This window comes from Alloalcanivorax venustensis ISO4, assembly GCF_015356855.1.
GTDB lineage: Bacteria > Pseudomonadota > Gammaproteobacteria > Pseudomonadales > Alcanivoracaceae > Alloalcanivorax > Alloalcanivorax venustensis.
Genome location: NZ_ARXR01000038.1, coordinates 1 through 22,317, shown reverse-complemented (window position 1 = coordinate 22,317; position 22,317 = coordinate 1). Strand labels below are relative to the sequence as shown.

Sequence of the window (22,317 nt, the reverse complement as noted above, 5' to 3'; positions counted from 1 at the left end):
ATTGCACCGCGTCTCGGATACGGAGCAACCGAACACCGGAACGATAAAGGTCTCTGGAATCCTGCCGGGAGCTCCGCTCCCTTTCGCGGGCAGGGCCCGCTCCCACAAGGCCTGGCCCACAGACACGCGGCCCCTCTGGAGGGAACGGCCTACCACAGGGCCAAATTCCCTCTGGAGGGAACCACATGCGCTAGAAGGAAGCGGGATCGATGGCGTCGAAGTCGGTAACCCTGGGGTGGGCACCGTCGGGCAGGGCGTTGTCCCGATCCAGCAGCACGGTGTGCAGGCCGGCCTCGCGGGCGGCGTCGAGTTCGGCTTCCACGTCGGAGAGAAACAGAATCTCGTGGCCGGGCAGGCCGATCGCCTCGCTGATGCGCCGGTAGCTGGCGGCTTCTTTCTTGCCGCCGCTGGTGGTGTCGAAGTAACCCTGGAACAGCGGCGTCAGGTCGCCGGCTTCCGAGTAGCCGAAGAACAGCTTCTGGGCGGCCACCGAACCGGAGGAGTAGACGTACAGCGGAAAGCCCTGGTGGTGCCAGTCGCGCAGCCGCCGGGCGGCGTCCGGATAAAGGTGCGCCTGGTAATCGCCGTTGCGATAGCCGCTTTCCCAGATCATGCCCTGCAGCGCTTTCAGCGGCGTGGCTTTGCGGTCTTCATCAATCCAGGCGCGCATCAGCGCGGCGGCCTGTTCCGGCGTGGCCAGCGCTTCACCGCTCTCTTGCCGCGCCGCCGCCATCTGTTCCACCACCGCCGGGTCGTCCCAGTGGCGCGCCAGAAAGTCGCCCATCTGTTCGGCGGCGTAGGGGAACAGCACTTCCTTGACGAAGCGGATGCTGCTGGTGGTGCCTTCGATGTCGGTGAGAATGGCGCGGATCATCAATTCTCCAGACGATTAAAACGCTGGGCGATGTCGCTGCCGGTGAAGTTGGCGACCCAGCCTTCCGGGTTATTGAACAAGCGGATGGCGGTGAAGTTGGGGTTGGGCCCCATGTCGAACCAGTGCGGGGTGTTGGCCGGCACCGAGATCAGGTCGCCTTTGGTGCACAGCACTTCGTAGATGCGCTCGCCGATGTGCAGGCTGAACAGGCCCTGGCCGTCGACGAAGAACCGCACTTCGTCTTCGCTGTGGCTGTGTTCCTCAAGGAATTTTTCCCGCGCCGCCTGTTTCTGCGGGTGCTCCGGGGTCATGCTGACCACGTCCACGCTCTGGTAGCCTTCCTCGTCGATCAGCCGGTCGATTTCCCGGCGATAGACGTCCAGCACTTCTTCCTGGCTGGGCTGCTCGGTGAGCGCGCCGACGGCCTGCCATTGTTCGTAGCGAATGCCCACCTTGGCCAGTTCCTCGGCCATGGCCAGCTTGTCGTTGATGATCTGTTCGGGTTGCTCGGGATGCCCGTCGCGAAACACTTTCAAATTACTCATGGGGTTTTCCTCCTCAGGGGGCCGCCGCCGATCAGCCCAGGCGGCGCCGGTCCAGTTCCACGGCCAGCAGGGTTTCCAGCGCTTCCAGCTGGCGATAGCAGGCGCCGATGTCCGCCGCCCAGGTGTACAGGCCGTGGCCGCGGATCAGGTAGGCGTGGCCGGCGTCGCCGGCGTCCATGGCCCGGTCCACCTCGGCCGCCAGCGCGGCGATGTCCTGGCTGTTTTCAAACACCGGAATGGTAAGCCGCGTGTCATGGGTTTGCACGCCGTCCAGGGCCTTGAGCAGTTCGTAGCCTTCCAGGGTGATGTGGTCGGCGGGCCAGTGCATGGTGAGCACCGTGGAGGCGTGGCTGTGGGTGTGCAGCACCGCGCCGCAGTCCGGCAGCCGGCGGTAGAGCTGGGTGTGCAGCAGGGTCTCGGCGGAGGGCTTGCCGTCGCCGACGGCGGCGCCTTCCATGTCCACCACCATGATGTCGGTCTCTTCCAGCAGGCCTTTGTCGCGGCCGGAACGGGTGATCGCCGCGTGGTCCTCGTTGAGGCGCAGCGAATAATTGCTGCTGGTGGCCGGCGACCAGCCCTGGCCGTAGATGCGGCGGCCGATGGCGGCCAGGGCGCGGGCCGCTTCCCGGTAGGCGCTGGTGGAGTAGGGGCGGTGACTCATCAGGACCTCCGGTTCAGGCGCGACAGATGCTCGGCGACGCTGGCCGCGTCCGGCGAGTGCACCACGCCGCTCTCGGTGACGATGGCGGTGATCAACGCGGCCGGCGTCACGTCGAACGCCGGGTTGTAGACCGGGCACTGTTCCGGTGCCAGGGGCTGGCCGCCCACCCGGCGCACTTCGTCGGCGGCGCGCTCCTCGATGACGATACCTCCGCCGTCGGTCATGGCCGGGTCCAGGGTGGAATCCGGCGCCGCGACGATGAACGGCAGACCGTGGTGACGGGCCAGCACGGCGAGCCCGTAGGTGCCGATCTTGTTGGCGGTGTCGCCGTTGGCGGCGATGCGGTCCGCGCCCACCACCACCGCATCGACGCGGCCCGCCGCCATCAACATGCCGGCGGCGCTGTCCGCCACCAGGGTGACGGGAATGTTTTCCTGCATCAGCTCCCAGGTGGTGAGCCGGGCGCCCTGCAGCCAGGGGCGGGTCTCGCCGGCGATCACCTCGCGCAGATGGCCGCCGCGCCAGGCGGAGCGGATGATGCCCAGGGCGGTGCCGTGGCCGCCGGTGGCCAGCGCGCCGGTGTTGCAGTGGGTATAGACGCGGGCGTCGTGGGGCAGCAGGGCGGCGCCCAGTTCGCCCAGGCGCAGATTGGCGGCCTGGTCGTCCTGGTGAATGCTCTCCGCTTCGCGGGCCAGGCGGCGGCCCAGGGCCTCGCCTTCCAGGTCGGCGCCGAGCCGCTGCAGGCGCTCCAGGGCCCAGAACAGATTGACCGCGGTGGGGCGGCTGGCGGCCAGGGTTTCCAGCGCCGGGCGCAGTGTTTCCAGGGACGCGCGCCGGCCCAGGCCCAGGGCTTCCAGCGCCAGGCCGTAGGCGGCGGTGATGCCGATCGCCGGGGCGCCGCGTACCGCCATGTCGCGGATCGCGCCGGCGGCGCCGGCGGCGTCGTGGATCGCCAGCCACTCGGTGCGTAACGGCAGATGGCGTTGATCCAGCAGCAGCAAATGATCGTCGAGCCAGCGGATGGCGGGACTATCAATGGGCATTCAGGGCCTCTCGGTGTCGCGGGGTGGGTTGAGCTCGGGCTTGTGGTAGCGGCGGCGAATCCAGTTGGCCGCGCGCAGCACCCTCGGGCGGCGCATGATAGCGCGTTCCATGCGGTATTTCCCCGGAAAAGTGCTGACCATCAGCGCGATCAGAATGGTCAGAATGCCCTGGCCGGGCAGCACCAGCATCAGGATGCCGGCGGCCAGCAGCACCAGCGCCAGGGCGTTGCGCACCAGCCAGAGGCACCAGCCCAGCGGGCCCCGGTAATGGAGCGGCCGGCTGGGGGTGTTGAAGTAATCCTGGGGCATGCGCACCAGCAGCCAGGGAATCGCCAGCATCGACGCCACGGCCATCACCACGCCGGTGACGGTGAGAATCGGCAGCAGGGGCTGGAGCTGTTCGAGCAGGGGTTGCCAGTCGCGCTGGAGGTTCAGATCCAAAGGCGTTGCCTCTCCGTGGGCGGCGTTGCGGTGGTGTTCATGGGTTGCTGATGCCACGTGCCGTACAATGGTGGCTTGTAGGTCGCAAATCAATCGCTTTAAGGATGCACCGGCATGGCTTGGAAGTTGGTACTCGTGGCCCTCATGGGGCTCGCCATAGGCGCGCTGCTGGGGATGTTGATCCTGCGGGCTTCGCGCAAACGTGAAGAGCGGCGCCGGCAGGCCGCCCGGCATCTCGACGTGCTGGAGAACCTGAGCATTCTCTGCCGCGCCCTGCTGCAGGAACAAGTGGACAGCGCCGAGGCCAGCATCCGCATCAGCGTGCTGCTGGACTGCCTGCCCCAGGGCATTGAGCCGAAAGTGGATCTGGCGGCGATCCACCGTCTGGCGGAAGACTGCGGTCACTTCACCCGCGGCGAGCAGCGCCGCGAGCTGGCGCCGGCGGAGCGCAACCGTCAGGACGTGGCGCGGCTGCGCCTGGAGGAAGAGCAGGGCGCGGCGGTGCGTGCCGCCGCCGAGCGCCTGGCCGGCGTGCTGGACGCCTGGCGTGCACGGGTCGCCGTCTGATCCGCTTCGACTGACCCCACAGACAAGGCCCGCAGTCGCGAAGGCGGACGTTTCCGGCGCGGGCTTGAATTATCATCCGCGGCTTCTGAATCGCAGTAAGCCGAGCCGATAATTATGAGCCAACCCACCCTTTACGTGGCCTTTCCGGCCTCCGACGAGTTGCGCGACCGGATCGACGCCTTCCTGGAAATTACCCGCGAAGAACCGGACAGCAACCATGTGCAGGAACTGGAAGCGATCATGGATCCCTTCCTCGACGAAGTGCTGCACACCTACTTCACCGGGCCCATCGACGCGGTCAACGCCAAGGGCACCGCGGTGAACGTGATCCTTGGTGCCATGAAGGTCATCAGTAAAGCCGCCCACGGCCTGGCCGGGCGCCTGATGCGCAAGACCAGCGTTGAAGAGCAGCGCGCGCTGGCCGAGCACTTCCGCAACCTGCGGCTGGAGAAGGACGGTCAGGTCTACATCGGTTACCCGCTGTCGCCGGCGCTGGCCGAGCGTGCCTCGCTGGTGTTCCAGGAATTCGCCGACGGCAACGGCCAGATGCCGCGCCTGGTGGAAGTGATGGACGGCATCAGCGCCGGCGCCATCGAGAACTATCTCGACAAAACCGTGGGCAATCTGGAGCTGGGCCGTATCAATCGCGGGCTGGTGTCCGGTGCCCGCGCCACCATCAAGAAGGCGTCCGCGTCCTCGGTGGAGAAGGGCATTCCGGCGATGGAAAAATCCCACCAGAAACCGGTGGTGGCGTATTTCGAGTCGCTGCTCCTGCAGCCGTAACCCGTTCAGCCGGCGTGAAGCGAAGCGGCCCGGGTGGTGATGCCCGGGCCGCTTTGCGTTCAGCTTGAGGGGGTGGCGCCGCCGGAGTCTCCGGAGCTCGCCGCCTTCTTGGCGGGCGCCTTGCGGGCCGCCTTCTTCTTGGCCGGGGCTTTCTTCACCGCGCTCTTCTTGGCGGCGCTCTTTTTCGCGGTGCTTTTCTTGGCCGCGGCTTTCTTGGCGGGGCTCTTTTTAGCCGCGCTTTTCTTGGCGGCGGCTTTCTTGGCCGGTGCCTTGCGGGCGGAAGGGCTGACCCGCTTCTCGATGTCCTTGGCGCGCTTCTCCAGATCCTTCTGGTACTGGTTGATCACCTTGGCCAGGCTGTTGGCCTGTTTGGCGGTGGCCTTGAGCACCTTCACTTCGGTTTCCAGAAAGCGCTTGCGGGCTTCGGAGTCGTCCACCCGTTTGCGGGCGTCGTCCACGGCCTTGCGGGCGCGGTCGAGCTGGCGCTGCACCGTGGCGTTGGCTTTGTCCCGGTACTCGTTCTGCAGCTTCTCCAGCCGGTTGAGGCTGTCGCGGCGGCGCTTCATTTCTTCGCTGACCCGTTGGCGGGCTTTCTCGAGCTGGGATTCCAGCTGGGCGATTTGCTTGTCGCGTTCATTGTCGAAGCGCTCGGCGAGTTTGCGAATCTGCGCCTGCAGTTCGTCGAGACGATCTCTTACCTTATTAACGGCCATGGATGACTCCCTTTCCCCGTGCTGATTTGGGTCCGCGGTGCGGACGTCCAGGAAACTGTATGTCACATTTTTAAGCTGGACAACCGCCAAGGGGGTTGGCTTTGCAGGCTTTCTGGTCAATTCCTGTAACACGGTGGTCGTGTTGTGGTTTTATCGGACAGCGGTGATACTGCGCCCAATTGAATGACGGTGGAAAAAAGGTGGGCTATGCCGGCGTCCTTTGACGGAAAATTGGTGGTGGCGATCAGCTCCCGGGCCCTGTTCGATCTCAGCGACAGCCACCGGGTGTTCGAGAAGGAAGGCCTGGACGCCTACCAGGATTATCAGATCGCCCATGAGGACGACGTGCTGCCACCCGGCGACGCCTTCCCTCTGGTGACCAAGCTGCTGGCGATCAACGAGCTGGAAGAGGGCGCCGGCCGGGTGGAGGTGATCCTGTTGTCACGCAACAGCTCCGACACCGGCCTGCGCGTGTTCAATTCCATCGAGCATTACGGTCTGCCGATCACCCGGGCGGCGTTCGCCGGCGGCGAAAGCCCGCACCGCTATGTGTCCGCGTTCGGCGCCCATCTGTTCCTGTCCACCGATCCCGAGGATGTGCGCCAGGTTCTGGATGCCGGCTACGCCGCCGCCACCATTCTTTCCGGCGCCGGGCTGCAGCATAAGGACGACCTGCTGCGCATCGCCTTCGACGGCGACGCGGTATTGTTCTCCGACGAGTCCGAGCAGGTGTTCCAGAGCAGCGGGCTGGAAGCCTTCACCGCCAGCGAAAAGCAGGCCGCCCGGCAGCCGCTCAGCGACGGTCCGTTCAAGGCGTTTCTGGAAGCCCTGCATCAGATTCAGCGGGAGTTTTCCCCGCAACGCTGCCCGATTCGCACCGCGCTGGTCACCGCCCGCTCGGCGCCGGCCCATGAACGGGTGGTGCGCACCCTGCGCGGCTGGGGCATTCGCCTGGACGAAAGCCTGTTCCTGGGCGGGCTGCCCAAAGGGCCCTTTCTGAAGGCGTTCGGCGCGGACGTGTTCTTCGACGATCAGCAGGGCCATTGCGAATCGGCCCGGGAACACGTGGCCGCCGGTCATGTGCCCCACGGCATTTCCAACCCGCGCCCGGAAGACGCCTGACGCGCCCGCCGGCTTCCCGTTGCCAGCGTCTTTGCTTGCCTCTATGCTTGGAATGCATAATTTCGGCTATTCTTATAACTCCGCGTAAACGGCGGGTGTCGCCGGCAAGGAGCATTCGATGAAGCTGCAGCAGCTACGCTACATCTGGGAAGTGGCGCGCCATGACCTCAACGTATCCGCCACCGCCCAGGCGTTGTATACGTCGCAGCCGGGCATCAGCAAGCAGATCCGCATGCTGGAGGATGAACTGGGCGTGGAAGTGTTCGCCCGCAGCGGCAAACACCTGACCCATGTGACGCCCGCCGGCGAGGCGATTCTGCGCATCGCCGGGGAAATCCTGCAGCAGACCGAATCGATCAAGCGGGTGGCCCAGGAGTTCCGCGACGAAACCAAGGGCGACCTGAGCATCGCCACCACCCACACCCAGGCGCGCTACGCGCTGCCGCCGGTGATCCAGCAGTTCACCAAGCGTTTTCCGGACGTGTCCCTGCACATGAACCAGGGCACGCCGATGCAGATCGCCGAGATGGCCGCCGACGGCAGCGTCGATTTCGCCATCGCCACCGAAGCGCTGGACCTGTTCTCCGACCTGGTGATGATGCCCTGTTACCGCTGGAACCGGACCGTGGTGGTGCCCGAGGGTCATCCCCTCACCGAGGTCAAACCGCTCACCCTGGAAGCCCTGGCGGACTACCCGCTGGTCACCTATGTGTTCGGTTTCACCGGGCGCAGCAAGCTCGACGACGCCTTCGCGCGCAAAGGGCTGGAGCCCCGGGTGGTGTTCACCGCCGCCGACGCCGACGTGATCAAAACCTACGTGCGCCTGGGCATGGGCGTGGGCATCGTCGCCCACATGGCGGTGGACCCGGTGCAGGACAAAGGCCTGGTGAATCTGGACGCCGGCCATCTGTTCGAACCCAGCACCACCCGCATCGGATTCCGCAAGGGCACCTTCCTGCGCGGCTTTATGTACGAATTCCTGCAAACCTTCGCCCCCCATCTCACCCGCGAACGGGTGGACGCGGCGGTCCGCGCCAGCACCCGCGAAGAGCGGGAGGTGCTGTTCGCCGACCTGGACCTGCCGGTGCGCTGACGCGCCCGGCGGCGGCCCCTGGCCGTTGCAAAGCGCCGGGCGCGCGGCTACATTGTGCCCGCCTTCAACGACCTAGGGGATCATCGTGGAATTGCTTTGTCTCGATTTGGAAGGGGTGCTGATTCCGGAAATCTGGATCAACTTCGCCGAGCGCACCGGTATCGACGAGCTGCGCGCCACCACCCGGGACATTCCCGACTACGACGAGCTGATGAAAATGCGGCTCGGCATCCTCGACCAGCACGGCTACGGCCTGCCGGACATCCAGAAGGTGATCGACACCCTGGACCCGCTGGACGGCGCGGTGGAATTCGTCGAGTGGGCCCGCGAGCATTTCCAGCTGATCATCCTCTCGGACACCTTCTATGAGTTCGCCCGCCCGCTGATGCGCAAGCTCGGTTCGCCGACCCTGCTGTGCCACCGCCTGGCGGTGGACGACAACGGCCGCATCACCGACTACATCCTGCGCCAGAAAGACCCCAAGCGCGCCTCGGTGAAAGCCCTGCACACCCTCAACTACCGCATCATCGCCGCCGGCGACTCCTACAACGACACCACCATGCTCAGCGAAGCGGACCAGGGCATCCTGTTCCACGCCCCCGACAACGTCATCGCCGAATTCCCGCAATTCCCCTCAGTACAAACGTATGAGGATCTCAAAGGGGAGATCATTAAGGCGAGCGAAAGGGATATTCCGCTTAGCTAAGAACTCCGTTGAGACGGCGGTGGGTTAGTTAATAGTTAATAGTGAACAGTTAATAGCGGAAACAAAGCGCGGCTGCGAGGTTTGCGAGTTAGCAAGGTTCGGGTTGCTCAAACGCAATGTGCGCGGGCACGGCTTTCGACGCCTCTGCCAATCCCACCCGCGCGCTGTTAACTATTCACTGTTAACTGTTAACTGCTGTCATTAGTTTTCGGACCTTAAACCAGCTCTCCGCGTATTCCTCGTCCGGATCGGAATCGAAAACAATGCCGCCACCGCCGTGGCAGTGGAGGCGGTCGCCGTCGGTTTGCAGGGTGCGGATCAGGATGTTGCTGTCGAAGCGGCCCTGGTCGTCCTGCCAGAACAGGCTGCCGCAGTAGGCGCCGCGCGGGGCGGGTTCCAGTTCCTGGATGATCTGCATGGCGCGTTTCTTGGGGGCGCCGGTGATGCTGCCGCCGGGGAAGGCGCTTATCAGCGCGGCGAGCGGGGCGACGCCGTCGCGCAGCCGGCCGCGCACGGTGGAGACCAGGTGCTGCACGTTGCTGAAGCGGCGCAGTTCGAACAGCGGGTCCGCCTGGATCGAGCCGGCGTCGCAGAAGCGGCCCAGGTCGTTGCGCAGCAGGTCCACGATCATCAGGTTTTCGGCGCGGTCCTTGGGGTGGCGGAGCAGGGCGCGGCCCAGGGCCCGGTCTTCCACCTCGGTGGCGCCGCGGGGCCGGGAGCCCTTGATCGGCTCGGTCACCACGTCCCGCCCCTGAACACTCAGAAAGCGCTCCGGCGACACGCCGAACACCGCATCCTCCCCGTCCCGGAAGAAGCAGGCGTGGGGCGCCGGGTGCGCCGCCACCAGCCGCTGGAAGCCGCCCAGGGCGTCGCCGTCCCAGCGCGCCTCGAAGCGTTGCGCGTAGTTGACCTGATAGCAGTCGCCGGCGCGCAGGTAGTGCTGAATGCGCGCCAGCGCCTGTAGGTAGTCGGTGGCGCTTTGCTGGGCTTCGAACTCGCGGCGCAGCTGAAAGGGCGCGCGCTGTTCCGGCATCGGGCCGGGCGGGTGATCGAACAGGTGCACGGTGATGCCGGTGCGCTTCCCGGCCACCGGCAGCCCGTGCAGCAGGGCGCCGGTTTCGTAGGGCACCAGGCCGCAGGCGAACCGGCAGCCTTCGGCGAGGGCCTGCTCGACGCGGGCGGGCAGGGCTTCGATGTCCGCCGCGCTGTCGGCGCGCAGCGTCAGCGCCGGCGGCCCCAGGGCCTGGAGCTCGCCGTTTCGAGTCACCACAACTTGCACAGGTTGCACGCTTTCGACCCTGAATTCTCTGAGCGATGGCGGCGGGGCGGGCGCCCGGCCGCGGGGAGCGCGTAGTGTAGCGCCCGTGGCGGCGGCCCGCGAGCCCGGCGCCATTGTCGACAATAACCATTGAAAGGTCGGGGCGGTGCGGGTAGAGTGCCCGCCACTTGGAACAATTGTCGACAATGGCCGCCGCCGAACGGTGACCCGGCCTACCGGAATGAGCGCCCCCCATGAACGAAGTCCTGGTAGACAGCTCGCGCACCCTGGCGGATCGGGTCTTCAGCCGGCTCCAGGACGATATCGTGCGCGGCGTGATCGCCCCGGGCAGCAAGGTCAGCGAAACCGACCTGGCCGGCCGCTACGGGGTCAGCCGGGGGCCGCTGCGCGAGGCGATCCGCCGCCTGGAATCGCGCAAGCTGCTGGAGCGCGAGGTGCACGTCGGCACCCGCGTGGCGTCGCTCAGCTTCGACGACCTGATCGAAATCTACCATGTGCGCGAGGCCCTGGAAGGGCTGGCCGCCGGCCTCGCCGCCCGGCTGATGACCGCCGAGGAGGTGGCCGGCCTCACCGAGCTGCTCGGCCAACATGAGCAGCAGCAGGACCTGCGCCACGACACCGCCTATTTTCAACGCGAGGGCGACCTGGATTTTCATTACCGCATCATCCAGGGCAGCCACAATCGCACGCTGATCCGCATGCTGATCGGCGAGCTCTACCACCTGGTGCGCATGTACCGGTACCAATTCAGCACCGTGGCCAACCGGCCGCAAAAAGCCCTGCACGAGCACCGCCGCATTGTCGAAGCCATTGAGGCGCGTGACGCCGAAATGGCCGAGCTGCTGATGCGCCGGCATATCAGCCGGGCACGGGAAAACATCGAACAGCAGGCCCAGCAAAGGAGTCCACAATGACCCAGTCGAACAGTGCCGGCGCCCGTTTCCGGCGCGCCCTGGCCGAGGAACAGCCCCTGCAGATCATGGGCACGATTAACGCCTACACGGCAATGATGGCCGAGCAGGTCGGTTACCGCGCCATCTACCTGTCCGGCGGCGGCGTGGCCAACGCCTCCTACGGGCTGCCGGACCTGGGCATGACCACCATGAACGATGTGCTCGAGGACGTGCGCCGCATCAGCGCCGCCACCGACGTGCCGTTGCTGGTGGACATCGACACCGGCTGGGGCGGCGCCTTCAACATCGGCCGCACGGTGAAGGAAATGATCCGCGCCGGCGCCGGCGCCGTGCACCTGGAAGACCAGGTGGCGCAGAAGCGCTGCGGCCACCGCCCCAATAAGGAAATCGTCTCCAAGGCGGAGATGGTGGACCGCATCAAGGCCGCCGCCGACGCCCGCACCGACCAGGACTTCTTTATCATCGCGCGCACCGACGCGTTCCAGAAAGAGGGCCTGGACGCGGCGGTCGATCGCGCCCGCGCCTGCCTGGAAGCGGGCGCCGACGGCATTTTCGCCGAGGCGGTGCACACCCTGGAAGACTACAAGGCGTTCGCCGAGGGCCTCGGCGGCGCGCCGCTGCTGGCCAATATCACCGAATTCGGCGCCACGCCGCTGTTCACCCGCGAGGAGCTCAGCGACGCCGGCGCCAGCATGATCCTTTATCCGCTGTCCGCGTTCCGCGCCATGAACCAGGCGGCGCTGAACGTGTACCGCACGATTCGCGAAGAGGGCACCCAGAAAAACGTGGTGGACACCATGCAGACGCGCATGGAACTGTACGACTTCCTGGGCTACCACGACTACGAACGCAAGCTTGACGAACTGTTCGCCCAGCAACGCGGCGAATAAATCAACCCGCTGCCGGCCGGTGACGGCACCTGGTGCCCGGTCACGCCGGGCCGGCAGTGTTTCACTTCTTGAGCAGAGGAAAACGACGATGGCAGAGAAGAAAGTTGGCGGCGCCGGCCTGCGTGGCCAGGTAGCGGGCAAGACCGCGCTCTCCACGGTGGGCAAATCCGGCTCCGGCCTGACCTATCGCGGCTACGACGTGAAGGATCTGGCGGAGAACTGCCAGTTCGAAGAGGTGGCGTACCTGATCCTCAAGGGCGAGCTGCCCGACCAGAGCGAGCTGGACGCCTACAAAACCAAGCTGAAAGGCCTTCGCGGGCTGCCCCAGGCGCTCAAGGAAGTGCTCGAGCGGATCCCCAAGGGCGCCCATCCCATGGATGTGATGCGCACCGGCTGCTCCATGCTCGGCAACCTGGAAACCGAGACCAGCTTCGACCAGCAGGACGACCAGGCCGACCGCATGCTGGCCGCGTTCCCGAGCATCATCTGTTACTGGTACCGGTTCAGCCACGACGGCGTGCGCGTGGACACCGAGACCGACGACGATTCCATCGGCGCCCACTTCCTGCACATGCTGCGCGGCGAGAAGCCCAACCAGCTGCATGAGACGGTGATGAACGTATCGCTGATCCTGTACGCGGAGCACGAATTCAACGCGTCCACCTTCACGGCCCGCGTCTGCGCGTCCACGCTCAGCGATATCCACAGCTGTGTCACCGGCGCCATCGGCAGCCTGCGCGGCCCGCTGCACGGCGGCGCCAACGAAGCCGCGATGGCCATGATCGAGAAGTTCAGCGACGCCGACGACGCCGAAAAAGGCATGCTCGGCATGCTCGAGCGCAAAGAGAAGATCATGGGCTTCGGCCACGCCATTTACACCGAGTCCGATCCGCGCAACGCGATCATCAAGCACTGGGCCGAGAAGCTGGCCGAGGACGTGGGCGACACCACCCTGTACCCGGTGTCGGTACGTTGCGAGGAAGTGATGTGGCGCGAGAAGAAGCTGTTCTGTAACGCCGACTTCTTCCACGCGTCCGCCTACCACTTCATGGGCATCCCCACCAAGCTGTTCACGCCCATCTTCGTGATGAGCCGCCTGACCGGCTGGGCCGCCCATGTGTTCGAGCAGCGCGCGGACAACCGCATTATCCGTCCCAGCGCCGACTACACCGGCCCGGAACTGCGCAAGGTCACGCCCATCGCCGAGCGATAAGGCACGCCTTGAACGAGAACGGACGGGCGTTCGCGTCGCCGAACGTCCGCCGTGCTCGCCCCGCACTCCCCATTTTCTACTCAGGTACTCCCAGGCATGAACACCGAATACCGCAAACGCCTTCCAGGCACGGATCTGGACTACTTCGATACCCGAGCCGCGGTGGACGCGATCCAGCCCGGCGCCTACGACACGCTGCCGTACACCTCCCGCATTCTCGCCGAGCAGCTGGTGCGCCGCTGCGAGCCGGCGGCGCTGACGGATGCCCTGAAACAGCTGATCGAGCGTAAGCGGGATCTGGATTTCCCCTGGTACCCGGCGCGCGTGGTGTGCCACGACATTCTCGGCCAGACCGCCCTGGTGGATCTGGCCGGCCTGCGTGACACCATCGCCGAGCAGGGCGGCGACCCGTCCAAGATCAACCCGGTGGTGCCCACCCAGCTGATCGTCGACCACTCCCTGGCGGTGGAACACCCGGGCTTCGAGGAGAACGCCTTCGAGAAGAACCGGGCGGTGGAAGACCGCCGCAACGAGGACCGCTTCCACTTTATCAACTGGACCAAGACCGCCTTTGATAACGTGGACGTGATCCCGCCGGGCAACGGCATCATGCACCAGATCAACCTGGAGAAGATGTCGCCGGTGGTGCAGGTGCGCGAAGGCGTGGCCTACCCGGACACCTGCGTGGGCACCGACAGCCACACCCCCATGGTGGACGCGCTGGGCGTGATCTCCGTGGGCGTGGGCGGCCTGGAAGCGGAAAACGTGATGCTGGGCAACCCGTCCATGATGCGCCTGCCCGACATCGTCGGCGTGGAGCTCACCGGCAAGCTCAAGCCGGGCATCACCGGCACCGACCTGGTGCTGGCGATCACCGAGTTCCTGCGTAAGGAGCGGGTGGTCGGCGCCTATCTGGAGTTCTTCGGCGAAGGGGCGGACAGCCTGTCCGTGGGCGACCGCGCCACCATCGCCAACATGACCCCGGAATACGGCGCCACCGCCGGCATGTTCTTTATCGACGACAACACCCTGGATTACCTGAGACTGACCGGCCGCGAAGACGAGCAGGTGGCCCTGGTGGAGAAGTACGCCAAGGAGACCGGCCTGTGGGCGGACGCCCTCAAGGGCGCGGACTACGAGCGCGTGCTGAAGTTCGACCTGTCCTCGGTGGGCCGCAACCTGGCCGGCCCGTCCAACCCGCACGCGCTGCTGCCGGCGTCGGACCTGGCGGCGCGCGGCGTGGCCGGTGCCTGGGAAGAGAAAGAGGGCGAAATGCCCGACGGCGCGGTGATCATCGCCGCCATCACCTCCTGCACCAACACCAGCAACCCGCGCAACATGATCGCCGCCGGTCTGATCGCCCGTAACGCCAACCGGCTGGGCCTGATCCGCAAGCCGTGGGTGAAGTCGTCCCTGGCGCCGGGCTCCAAGACCGTGAAGATGTACCTGGAGGAAGCGGAACTGTTGCCGGAGCTGCAGCAGCTTGGCTTCGACGTGGTGGCGTTCGCCTGCACCACCTGCAACGGCATGAGCGGCGCCCTGGACCCGGAAATCCAGAAAGAAGTGATCGACCGGGATCTGTACGCCACCGCGGTGCTGTCCGGCAACCGTAACTTCGACGGCCGTATCCACCCCTACGCGAAGCAGGCGTTCCTGGCCTCGCCGCCGCTGGTGGTGGCCTACGCCATCGCCGGCACCATCCGTTTCGATATCGAGAAGGACGTGCTCGGCCATGACGCGGACGGCAAGCCGATCATGCTCAAGGACATCTGGCCGGACGACAGCGAGATCGACGCCATCGTTAAATCCAGCGTCAAGCCGGAGCAGTTCCGCCGTACCTACATTCCCATGTTCGAGAAGAAAGAGGGCGGCGCGAAGGCGGTGAGCCCGCTGTACGACTGGCGCCCGCAGTCCACCTACATCCGCCGCCCGCCGTACTGGGAAGGCACCATGGCGGAGGCCCGCGCGCTCAAGAACATGCGGCCGCTGGCGGTGTTGCCGGACAACATCACCACCGACCATCTGTCGCCGTCCAACGCCATCCTGCTGGACAGCGCCGCCGGCGCCTACCTGCACAAGATGGGCCTGCCGGAGGAGGACTTTAACTCCTACGCCACCCATCGCGGTGACCACCTCACCGCCCAACGGGCCACGCTCGCCAACCCGAAACTGTTCAATGAAATGGTGCGCGACGAAGACGGCAATGTGATCCAGGGCTCGCTGGCCCGGGTGGAGCCGGAAGGCGAAGTGATGCGCATGTGGGAAGCGATCGAAACCTACATGGAACGCAAGCAGCCGCTGATCATCATCGCCGGCGCTGACTACGGCCAGGGCTCGTCCCGCGACTGGGCCGCCAAGGGCGTGGCGCTGGCCGGCGTGGAAGCGATCGTGGCGGAAGGCTTCGAGCGCATTCACCGCACCAACCTGATCGGCATGGGCGTGATGCCGCTGCAGTTCCAGGAGGGCACCACTCGCCACACCCTGGGCATCGACGGCACCGAGGTGTTCGACGTGGAAGGCGAGCCGTCGCCGCGCGCCGAGCTGACCCTGGTGATGCACCGCGCCAACGGCGACGTGGAGCGTATCCCGGTGATCTGCCGCCTGGACACCGCCGAGGAAGTCTCCGTGTATTCCGCCGGCGGCATTCTGCAGCGCTTCGCCAAGGACTTCATGCAGGCCGCCAGCTAACGCAATCGCGAGGATCCGTACCATGGCTCACGCAGCCCAGATCAAAATCCCCGCCACCTACATGCGTGGCGGCACCAGCAAGGGCGTGTTCTTCAGCCTTAACGATCTGCCGGAAGCGGCACGCGTCCCCGGGCCCGCCCGGGACGCGCTGCTGCTGCGGGTGATCGGCAGCCCCGACCCCTACGGCAAGCACACCGACGGCATGGGCGGCGCCACGTCCAGCACCAGCAAGACGGTGATCCTGTCGAAAAGCGACAGCCCGGACCACGACGTGGACTACCTGTTCGGCCAGGTCTCCATCGACAAGCCGTTCATCGACTGGAGCGGTAACTGCGGCAACCTGACCGCGGCGGTGGGCGCCTTCGCCATCAGCAACGGCCTGGTGGCCGCCGACCGCATCCCCGATAACGGCGTGGCGGTGGTGCGTATCTGGCAGGCCAATATCGAAAAGACCATCGTCGCCCATGTGCCGATCACCGACGGCCGGGTTCAGGAAACCGGCGACTTCGAGCTGGACGGGGTGACCTTCCCGGCGGCGGAAGTGGTGATCGATTTCATGGACCCGGCGGACGGCGACGGCGCCATGTTCCCCACCGGCAACCCGGTGGACGACCTGGACGTGCCCGGTATCGGCACCATCAAGGCGACCATGATCAACGCCGGTATCCCCACCGTGTTCGTCAACGCCGAGGACGTGGGCTACACCGGCGCCGAGCTGCAGGGCGACATCAACGAGGACGCCCGCGCCCTGGCCATGTTCGAAACCCTGCGCGCCCACGGCGCCCTGCGCATGGGCCTGATCCAGTCCCTGGAAGAGGCGGAGCAGCGGCAACACACGCCCAAGGTGGCGTTCGTGGCCGGCCCGCGCGACTATGTGGCGTCCAGCGGTAAAAAAGTGGCCGCCGGCGACGTGGACCTGCTGGTGCGGGCGCTGTCCATGGGCAAGCTGCACCATGCCATGATGGGCACGGCGGCGGTGGCCATCGGCACCGCCGCGGCGATTCCCGGCACCCTGGTGAACCTGGCCGCCGGCGGCGGCGAACGGGACGCGGTGCGTTTCGGGCACCCGTCCGGCACCCTGCGGGTGGGCGGCGAAGCCCACCAGCAGGACGGCGAATGGGTGGTTACCAAGGCCAGCATGAGCCGCAGCGCCCGCGTCTTGATGGAAGGCTGGGTGCGCGTACCCGGAGACGCATTCTAGACAGAAAGGAGGCCCCATGAGCAGCAACGTCGACCAGAACCTGCGCCCGGATTACGATCCGGAAATCCAGGCCATCGTGGACTATGTCCTCGACTATCGGATCGACTCCGAGGAGGCCTGGGACACCGCCCGCAACTGCCTGATCGACACCCTGGGCTGCGGTTTGCTGGCACTGCGTTTCCCGGAGTGCAGCAAACATCTGGGGCCGCTGGTGGAGGGCACTCAGGTGCCCCACGGCGCCCGGGTGCCGGGGACGCCGCACCGGCTCGACCCGGTGAAGGCGGCCTGGGACATCGGCTGCATCGTGCGCTGGCTGGATTACAACGACACCTGGCTGGCGGCGGAGTGGGGCCACCCCTCGGACAATCTCGGCGGCATTCTCGCAGTGGCCGACTACCTGTCACAGAAAAACCTCGCCAACGGCAAGGCGCCGCTGACCATCAAGGACGTGCTCGAGGCCATGATCATGGCCCACGAGATCCAGGGCGTGCTGGCGCTGGAAAACTCCTTTAACCGGGTGGGCCTGGACCATGTACTGCTGGTCAAGGTGGCCTCCACTGCGGTGGTGGCGCGGATGATGGGGGCCAACCGGAAGCAGCTGCTGTCGGCGGTCTCCCACGCCTGGGTGGACGGCCAGGCGCTGCGTACCTACCGGCACGCTCCCAACGCCGGCTCGCGCAAATCCTGGGCCGCCGGCGACGCCACCAGCCGGGCGGTGCGCCTGGCGGACATCGCCCTGCGCGGTGAGATGGGCATCCCCGGCGCGCTGTCCGCGCCCCAGTGGGGCTTCTACGACGTCCTGTTTTCCAAGACCAACAAGGACCAGAAGCTCAAGCCCGAGGAGGACCGCAAGTTCAAATTCCAGCGTGACTACGGCAGTTACGTGATGGAGAACATCCTCTTCAAGATCAGCTTCCCGGCGGAATTCCACAGCCAGACCGCCTGCGAAGCGGCGGTCACCCTGCACCCGCAGGTGAAGGACCGCCTCGATGAGATCGACCGCATCGTGATCACGACCCACGACTCGGCGATCCGCATCATTTCCAAGCAGGGGCCGCTCGCCAACCCGGCGGACCGGGACCACTGCATCCAGTACATGACGGCGGTGCCGCTGATCTTCGGCAACCTGGTGGCGGAGCACTACGAGGACGAGTTCCACGAGGCGCACCCGCGGATCGACGAGCTGCGCGACAAGATGGAGATCGTCGAGGACGAGCGCTATTCCAAGGACTATCACGACCCGGAAAAGCGCTCCATCGCCAACGCCATCCAGGTGTTCTTCAAGGACGGCTCAAGCACCGACCAGGTCGCGGTGGAGTACCCCATCGGCCACCGCCGGCGCCGGGAAGAGGGCATCCCGGTGCTGGAACAGAAGTTCAAACGCAACCTGGCGACCCGTTTCCCGGCCGCCCGCGTGGCGGAGATCATGGACCTGTGTCTGGACCCGGTGCGGCTCAACGACACGCCGGTCAACGAGTTCATGGACCGGTTCGTGATCTGAACCGGCCGCCGGCGGCGCCGGTTATTGCAGCCGGCGCTGCAGCCCGGTGGTGGCGAGGATGCGGGTGCTGATTTCCTCGATGGACAGCTCGGTGGCGTCCAGGTGGGGAATATTGAACTTGTTGTAGAGCGCCTGCAGGGCGCGCACTTCCATATCGCACTGGCGCGGTGACGCGTAGCGGCTGCCCGCCTTGCGTTCGCTGCGAATGGCGCTGAGCCGGTCGGCGTTGATGGTCAGGCCGAACAGCTTGTGTTTGTGCGGGGCCAGCGCATCGGGCAAGCGCAGATCGTCGAAATCGTCCTCGGTGAGCGGGTAGTTGGCCGCGAACAGGCCGAACTGCAGCGCCAGATAGAGGCAGGTCGGCGTCTTGCCGGAGCGTGACACCCCCACCAGAATCAGATCCGCCTGGTCGTAATAGCGGGTGCGCGCGCCGTCGTCGTTGTCCAGCGCGAAGTGCACCGCGTTGATGCGGATGCGGTACGCCTGCTGATCGCGGATCGCGTGGCTCTGCCCGACCTTGTGGTTGGCGGTGACGCCGAGCTCGTCTTCCAGCGGCTTCTGGAAGGCGGTGAACAGATCCAGCACCTTGCCCTTGCAGGTGTGCAGGATGGCGCGGTGGTCGTCGTTGACCAGGGTGGAAAAGACGATGGGTTTGGCGCCGTCGGTCTGCGCCGTCCGGTCAATTCGGGCCACCGCTTCCCGGGTCAGGTCATCCGAGGCCACATAGGGGATCGTCACCTGGTCGAATTTGATGCCGCCGAACTGGCTCAGCAGACTGTGACCGAGGGTCTCGGCGGTGATGCCGGTGCCGTCGGAGATAAAAAAGGCGGTTCTGGCCATGGGCTCGATGCTCCTTCCACAAAAGTCGTAACAGATTGCCCAATCCGGGCGGGCAAAGCGCTGATGTTTTGGGTAGAATGGCGCCTCCATTCATTCCGGTAAAGTTAAGAGAGCCTCGAAACACCCCCCGGCGACCTGAAGCGTAAAGCCAGAGCGCGCCAAGAGTGGGTCGGAGGCTCCCCAGGCCAGCAATACTTAAGGAGACGACCTTGGCGGAATACGTAGTCTGGTTTCAGGATCTGGGCAAGGGCGATGTCGAGCGCGTCGGTGGCAAGAACGCCTCCCTTGGCGAGATGATCAGCAACCTGGCGGCGGCCGGCGTGTCCGTCCCGGGCGGTTTTGCGACCACCGCGGAAGCCTTCCGCGACTTCCTCGAGCACAACGATCTGACCACCAAGATCAATGACGCTCTCGGGGCGCTGGACGTGGAAGACGTGGTGGCTCTGGCGGAAACCGGTGAGAAGATCCGTAAATGGGTGGTGGACGCCCCCTTCCAGCCGGAGCTGGAAGCGGCGATCCGCGACGCCTATGAGAAGATGGGCGGCGGCGACGGCGAACTGCCGGTGGCGGTGCGCTCTTCCGCCACCGCCGAAGACCTGCCGGACGCCTCCTTCGCCGGTCAGCAGGAAACCTTCCTCAACATTCGCGGCCTCGACCATGTGATGGTGGCGGTGAAGGAAGTGTTCGCCTCCCTGTTCAACGACCGCGCCATCAGCTACCGGGTGCACCAGGGCTTCGACCACAAACTGGTGGCCCTGTCCGCCGGCGTGCAGCAAATGGTGCGCTCCGAGACCGGCGCCGCCGGGGTCATGTTCACCCTGGACACCGAATCCGGCTTCCGCGACGTGGTGTTCATCACCGCCTCCTACGGCCTGGGCGAAATGGTGGTGCAGGGCGCCGTAAACCCGGATGAGTTTTATGTCCACAAGAAGACGCTGCTGAACAAGCGCCCCTGCATTCTGCGCCGCAACCTGGGCAGCAAAATGCAGAAAATGGTCTACGGCAGCGAAGCCAGCGCCGGCAAATCGGTGCAAACCGTGGACGTGGACAGCGCCGACCGGCTGCGCTTCTGCCTCACCGATGCCCAGGTGGAAGACCTTTCCCGCCAGGCCATCGAGATCGAAAAGCACTACGGCATGCCCATGGACATCGAATGGGCGCTGGACGGCGACGACGGCAAGCTCTACATCGTCCAGGCCCGTCCGGAGACCGTGAAGAGCCGTTCCGACGCCTCCGTGATGGAGCGCTACCTGCTCAAGCAGACCGGCAAGGTGCTGGTGGAAGGCCGCGCCATCGGTCAGCGCATCGGCGCCGGCCCGGTGCGCATCGTCTCCAACATCAAGGAAATGGACCGTGTGCAGCCCGGCGACGTGCTGGTCACCGACATGACCGACCCGGACTGGGAACCGGTGATGAAGCGCGCCTCCGCCATCGTCACCAACCGCGGCGGGCGCACCTGCCACGCGGCGATCATCGCCCGTGAACTGGGCGTGCCGGCCATCGTCGGCTGCGGCGACGCCACCGACCTGCTCAAGGACGGCCAGGAAGTGACCGTCTCCTGCGCCGAGGGCGACACCGGCAACATCTACGAAGGCAAGCTGGACTTTGACATCCAGCGCAACTCCATCGAGTCCATGCCCAAGCTGCCGTTCAAGATCATGATGAACGTGGGCAACCCGGACCGCGCCTTCGATTTCGCCACGCTGCCCAACCAGGGCGTGGGCCTGGCCCGTCTCGAGTTCATCATCAACCGGATGATCGGCGTGCACCCCAAGGCGCTGTTGAACTACGGCAGCCTGCCGCGCGACGTGAAACAGGCCGCCGACAAGCGCATCGCCGGCTACGACGATCCGGTGGACTTCTACGTCGAGAAACTGGTGGAAGGCATCGCCACGCTGGCCGCCGCCTTCCATCCGGAAAAGGTGATCGTGCGCCTGTCCGACTTCAAGTCCAACGAATACGCCAACCTTATCGGCGGCAGCCTCTACGAGCCGGACGAAGAAAACCCGATGCTCGGCTTCCGGGGCGCCAGCCGCTACATCAGCGAAAACTTCCGCGACTGCTTCGAACTGGAGTGCCGCGCGATCAAGAAAGTCCGTGAGCAGATGGGCTTCACCAACGTGGAAGTGATGGTGCCGTTCGTGCGCACCCCGGGCGAGGCCGAGCAGGTGATCGATCTACTCGCCAAGAACGGGCTCAAGCGCGGCGACGAAGGCCTGCGGGTGATCATGATGTGCGAGCTGCCCACCAACGCGCTGCTCGCCGACGAGTTCCTGCAGTACTTCGACGGCTTCTCCATCGGCTCCAACGACCTGACCCAGCTGACCCTGGGCCTGGACCGGGACTCCGGCATCGTCAGCCACCTGTTCGACGAGCGCGACCCGGCGGTGAAGGCGCTGCTGAAGATGGCCATCGACGCCTGCAATGCCCAGGGCAAGTACGTGGGCATTTGCGGCCAGGGGCCGTCCGATCACCCGGATCTGGCGCGCTGGTTGATGGACCAGGGTATTTCCTCGGTGTCCCTGAACCCGGATTCGGTGATGGGCACCTGGTTCTACCTGGCGGAAAACCTGGTCGACTAACCCTCGACCCGGTTTCCACCCCTGAAAAGCCCGGCCTTCGCGCCGGGCTTTTTTATGGTGCATCGCGTTTTGGCCGGGCGGGGTCTCTCCAGCCGGGGGCGCGTGTCTGTGTTATGCCCTTCCGGGAACGCTGTGAATACGTCCCTGTACGCTCCCTGTCGGACGTCCTGTCCTCCAGGGTCCCGGAAGGGCATAACACAGACACGCTCGGGAGTGAGATTCCGGTGTTCCGGGTTATCGCCGGCGCCGGACCTTTCTACGAAGCTGGGGGGGTGTGGGATTAAGCCTTGTGGGAGCGGGCCCAGCCCGCGAAAGGGAGCGAAGCTCCCGGCAGGATCCCAGAGACTGATCTAACCGCGACACCAACAGCGTCTCTGGAATCCTGCCGGCCGGCTTTGCCGGCCTTTCGCTTGCAAGGCAAGCTCCCACAAACCGAGCTTCTTAGAATGGTTCGGGCGGTTTTGGGACCCGTGGCGGTGCCGCTGCAAAGTGAGCGGGGCAATGGTGGTGCCTGGAGGGAGCTGTTTGGCCAGGGATAGCCAAACTAACAGCGGCCAGGGATGGCTTGAGCGGTCCCGGAAGGCACCACCATTGCCCCGCGTCTCGGATACGGAGCGCCGGACACCGGAACACAAAAGGCCTCTGGAATCCTGCCGGGTGG

The 22,317-nt window shown here is 65.6% G+C and carries 20 protein-coding genes; 12 read left to right on the top strand and 8 right to left on the bottom strand.

Annotated features, from left to right (window positions below; genetic code table 11):
- Window positions 1–190: 190 nt before the first annotated feature.
- From mtnC to ISO4_RS14895, 5 genes are read right to left on the bottom strand one after another with little or no spacing between them, the layout of a single operon-like run.
- On the bottom strand, window positions 191–874 hold the full coding sequence (gene mtnC, locus ISO4_RS14915) for an acireductone synthase (protein WP_221929785.1): 684 nt from the start codon (window positions 872–874) through the stop codon (window positions 191–193).
- Window positions 874–1,419, bottom strand: a complete 546-nt coding sequence (locus ISO4_RS14910) for a 1,2-dihydroxy-3-keto-5-methylthiopentene dioxygenase (RefSeq protein ID WP_142950145.1) — start codon at window positions 1,417–1,419, stop codon at window positions 874–876. The genes mtnC and ISO4_RS14910 overlap by 1 nt, the downstream gene beginning before the upstream one ends.
- Before the next feature lie 31 nt (window positions 1,420–1,450).
- Window positions 1,451–2,080: a methylthioribulose 1-phosphate dehydratase gene (locus ISO4_RS14905; protein WP_142950144.1), complete on the bottom strand. Its 630-nt coding sequence runs from the start codon at window positions 2,078–2,080 to the stop codon at window positions 1,451–1,453.
- Window positions 2,080–3,123: an S-methyl-5-thioribose-1-phosphate isomerase gene (mtnA, locus tag ISO4_RS14900; RefSeq protein ID WP_194856722.1), complete on the bottom strand. Its 1,044-nt coding sequence runs from the start codon at window positions 3,121–3,123 to the stop codon at window positions 2,080–2,082. The genes ISO4_RS14905 and mtnA overlap by 1 nt, the downstream gene beginning before the upstream one ends.
- Window positions 3,124–3,564, bottom strand: a complete 441-nt coding sequence (locus tag ISO4_RS14895; protein ID WP_185956974.1) for a hypothetical protein — start codon at window positions 3,562–3,564, stop codon at window positions 3,124–3,126.
- Between the two features lie 114 nt (window positions 3,565–3,678).
- Here ISO4_RS14895 and ISO4_RS14890 point away from each other — a divergent pair, with 114 nt between their 5' ends.
- Together ISO4_RS14890 and ISO4_RS14885 are read left to right on the top strand one after the other, a co-directional pair.
- Window positions 3,679–4,131 (top strand): DUF2489 domain-containing protein, encoded by a 453-nt coding sequence (locus tag ISO4_RS14890; RefSeq protein ID WP_228548171.1) that lies wholly within the window; start codon window positions 3,679–3,681, stop codon window positions 4,129–4,131.
- 114 nt (window positions 4,132–4,245) lie between these two features.
- Window positions 4,246–4,914: a hypothetical protein gene (locus ISO4_RS14885; RefSeq protein ID WP_142950142.1), complete on the top strand. Its 669-nt coding sequence runs from the start codon at window positions 4,246–4,248 to the stop codon at window positions 4,912–4,914.
- A gap of 59 nt (window positions 4,915–4,973) precedes the next feature.
- Here ISO4_RS14885 and ISO4_RS14880 read toward each other — a convergent pair whose 3' ends face one another.
- A complete protein-coding gene (locus ISO4_RS14880; RefSeq protein ID WP_194856721.1) occupies window positions 4,974–5,627 on the bottom strand; it encodes a hypothetical protein in 654 nt (217 codons plus the stop codon).
- Between the two features lie 207 nt (window positions 5,628–5,834).
- Here ISO4_RS14880 and ISO4_RS14875 point away from each other — a divergent pair, with 207 nt between their 5' ends.
- From ISO4_RS14875 to thrH, 3 genes are all read left to right on the top strand, one after another.
- Complete coding sequence (locus tag ISO4_RS14875) at window positions 5,835–6,749, top strand: 5'-nucleotidase (RefSeq protein WP_142950140.1); 915 nt, start codon at window positions 5,835–5,837, stop codon at window positions 6,747–6,749.
- Between the two features lie 118 nt (window positions 6,750–6,867).
- Window positions 6,868–7,842, top strand: coding sequence for an HTH-type transcriptional regulator CysB (gene cysB / locus ISO4_RS14870; protein WP_142950139.1), 975 nt, complete (start codon window positions 6,868–6,870; stop codon window positions 7,840–7,842).
- Between the two features lie 85 nt (window positions 7,843–7,927).
- Window positions 7,928–8,548 (top strand): bifunctional phosphoserine phosphatase/homoserine phosphotransferase ThrH, encoded by a 621-nt coding sequence (gene thrH / locus ISO4_RS14865; protein ID WP_142950138.1) that lies wholly within the window; start codon window positions 7,928–7,930, stop codon window positions 8,546–8,548.
- A 181-nt stretch (window positions 8,549–8,729) separates the two neighbouring features.
- Here thrH and ISO4_RS14860 read toward each other — a convergent pair whose 3' ends face one another.
- Window positions 8,730–9,836: an anthranilate synthase component I family protein gene (locus tag ISO4_RS14860; protein WP_323745391.1), complete on the bottom strand. Its 1,107-nt coding sequence runs from the start codon at window positions 9,834–9,836 to the stop codon at window positions 8,730–8,732.
- A gap of 224 nt (window positions 9,837–10,060) precedes the next feature.
- Between ISO4_RS14860 and ISO4_RS14855 the strand changes: the two genes are divergently transcribed.
- The 6 genes from ISO4_RS14855 (at window position 10,061) to prpD (ending at window position 18,234) form a co-directional block, all read left to right on the top strand.
- Window positions 10,061–10,741: a GntR family transcriptional regulator gene (locus ISO4_RS14855; RefSeq protein ID WP_142950136.1), complete on the top strand. Its 681-nt coding sequence runs from the start codon at window positions 10,061–10,063 to the stop codon at window positions 10,739–10,741.
- Window positions 10,738–11,631, top strand: a complete 894-nt coding sequence (gene prpB, locus ISO4_RS14850; RefSeq protein ID WP_142950135.1) for a methylisocitrate lyase — start codon at window positions 10,738–10,740, stop codon at window positions 11,629–11,631. The genes ISO4_RS14855 and prpB overlap by 4 nt, the downstream gene beginning before the upstream one ends.
- Window positions 11,632–11,719: 88 nt before the next feature.
- Window positions 11,720–12,844: a bifunctional 2-methylcitrate synthase/citrate synthase gene (prpC, locus tag ISO4_RS14845; RefSeq protein WP_194856719.1), complete on the top strand. Its 1,125-nt coding sequence runs from the start codon at window positions 11,720–11,722 to the stop codon at window positions 12,842–12,844.
- Window positions 12,845–12,940: 96 nt separating this feature from the next.
- Entirely contained in the window at window positions 12,941–15,532 is a 2,592-nt protein-coding gene (acnD, locus tag ISO4_RS14840) for a Fe/S-dependent 2-methylisocitrate dehydratase AcnD (RefSeq protein ID WP_142950133.1), read from the top strand.
- Window positions 15,533–15,554: 22 nt separating this feature from the next.
- Window positions 15,555–16,733 (top strand): 2-methylaconitate cis-trans isomerase PrpF, encoded by a 1,179-nt coding sequence (gene prpF, locus ISO4_RS14835; RefSeq protein WP_194856718.1) that lies wholly within the window; start codon window positions 15,555–15,557, stop codon window positions 16,731–16,733.
- A gap of 16 nt (window positions 16,734–16,749) precedes the next feature.
- Window positions 16,750–18,234, top strand: coding sequence for a 2-methylcitrate dehydratase (gene prpD / locus ISO4_RS14830; protein ID WP_194856717.1), 1,485 nt, complete (start codon window positions 16,750–16,752; stop codon window positions 18,232–18,234).
- Window positions 18,235–18,255: 21 nt separating this feature from the next.
- Here prpD and ppsR read toward each other — a convergent pair whose 3' ends face one another.
- Window positions 18,256–19,074 (bottom strand): posphoenolpyruvate synthetase regulatory kinase/phosphorylase PpsR, encoded by an 819-nt coding sequence (gene ppsR, locus ISO4_RS14825; RefSeq protein ID WP_142950130.1) that lies wholly within the window; start codon window positions 19,072–19,074, stop codon window positions 18,256–18,258.
- Between the two features lie 209 nt (window positions 19,075–19,283).
- On the opposite strand from ppsR, the gene ppsA reads away from it, so the two are divergent.
- A complete protein-coding gene (gene ppsA, locus ISO4_RS14820) occupies window positions 19,284–21,656 on the top strand; it encodes a phosphoenolpyruvate synthase (protein WP_194856716.1) in 2,373 nt (790 codons plus the stop codon).
- Window positions 21,657–22,317: the final 661 nt, after the last annotated feature.

Coding starts and splice junctions, on each gene's coding strand:
- ISO4_RS14890 (WP_228548171.1), top strand. CDS start 3,679: ATGGCTTGGAAGTTGGTACTCGTGGCCCTCATGGGGCTCGCCATAGGC.
- prpB (WP_142950135.1), top strand. CDS start 10,738: ATGACCCAGTCGAACAGTGCCGGCGCCCGTTTCCGGCGCGCCCTGGCC.
- ISO4_RS14880 (WP_194856721.1), bottom strand. CDS start 5,627: ATGGCCGTTAATAAGGTAAGAGATCGTCTCGACGAACTGCAGGCGCAG.
- mtnA (WP_194856722.1), bottom strand. CDS start 3,123: ATGCCCATTGATAGTCCCGCCATCCGCTGGCTCGACGATCATTTGCTG.
- ISO4_RS14875 (WP_142950140.1), top strand. CDS start 5,835: ATGCCGGCGTCCTTTGACGGAAAATTGGTGGTGGCGATCAGCTCCCGG.
- prpD (WP_194856717.1), top strand. CDS start 16,750: ATGAGCAGCAACGTCGACCAGAACCTGCGCCCGGATTACGATCCGGAA.
- prpF (WP_194856718.1), top strand. CDS start 15,555: ATGGCTCACGCAGCCCAGATCAAAATCCCCGCCACCTACATGCGTGGC.
- mtnC (WP_221929785.1), bottom strand. CDS start 874: ATGATCCGCGCCATTCTCACCGACATCGAAGGCACCACCAGCAGCATC.
- ppsR (WP_142950130.1), bottom strand. CDS start 19,074: ATGGCCAGAACCGCCTTTTTTATCTCCGACGGCACCGGCATCACCGCC.
- ISO4_RS14885 (WP_142950142.1), top strand. CDS start 4,246: ATGAGCCAACCCACCCTTTACGTGGCCTTTCCGGCCTCCGACGAGTTG.
- ISO4_RS14855 (WP_142950136.1), top strand. CDS start 10,061: ATGAACGAAGTCCTGGTAGACAGCTCGCGCACCCTGGCGGATCGGGTC.
- cysB (WP_142950139.1), top strand. CDS start 6,868: ATGAAGCTGCAGCAGCTACGCTACATCTGGGAAGTGGCGCGCCATGAC.
- ISO4_RS14910 (WP_142950145.1), bottom strand. CDS start 1,419: ATGAGTAATTTGAAAGTGTTTCGCGACGGGCATCCCGAGCAACCCGAA.
- prpC (WP_194856719.1), top strand. CDS start 11,720: ATGGCAGAGAAGAAAGTTGGCGGCGCCGGCCTGCGTGGCCAGGTAGCG.
- ISO4_RS14905 (WP_142950144.1), bottom strand. CDS start 2,080: ATGAGTCACCGCCCCTACTCCACCAGCGCCTACCGGGAAGCGGCCCGC.
- acnD (WP_142950133.1), top strand. CDS start 12,941: ATGAACACCGAATACCGCAAACGCCTTCCAGGCACGGATCTGGACTAC.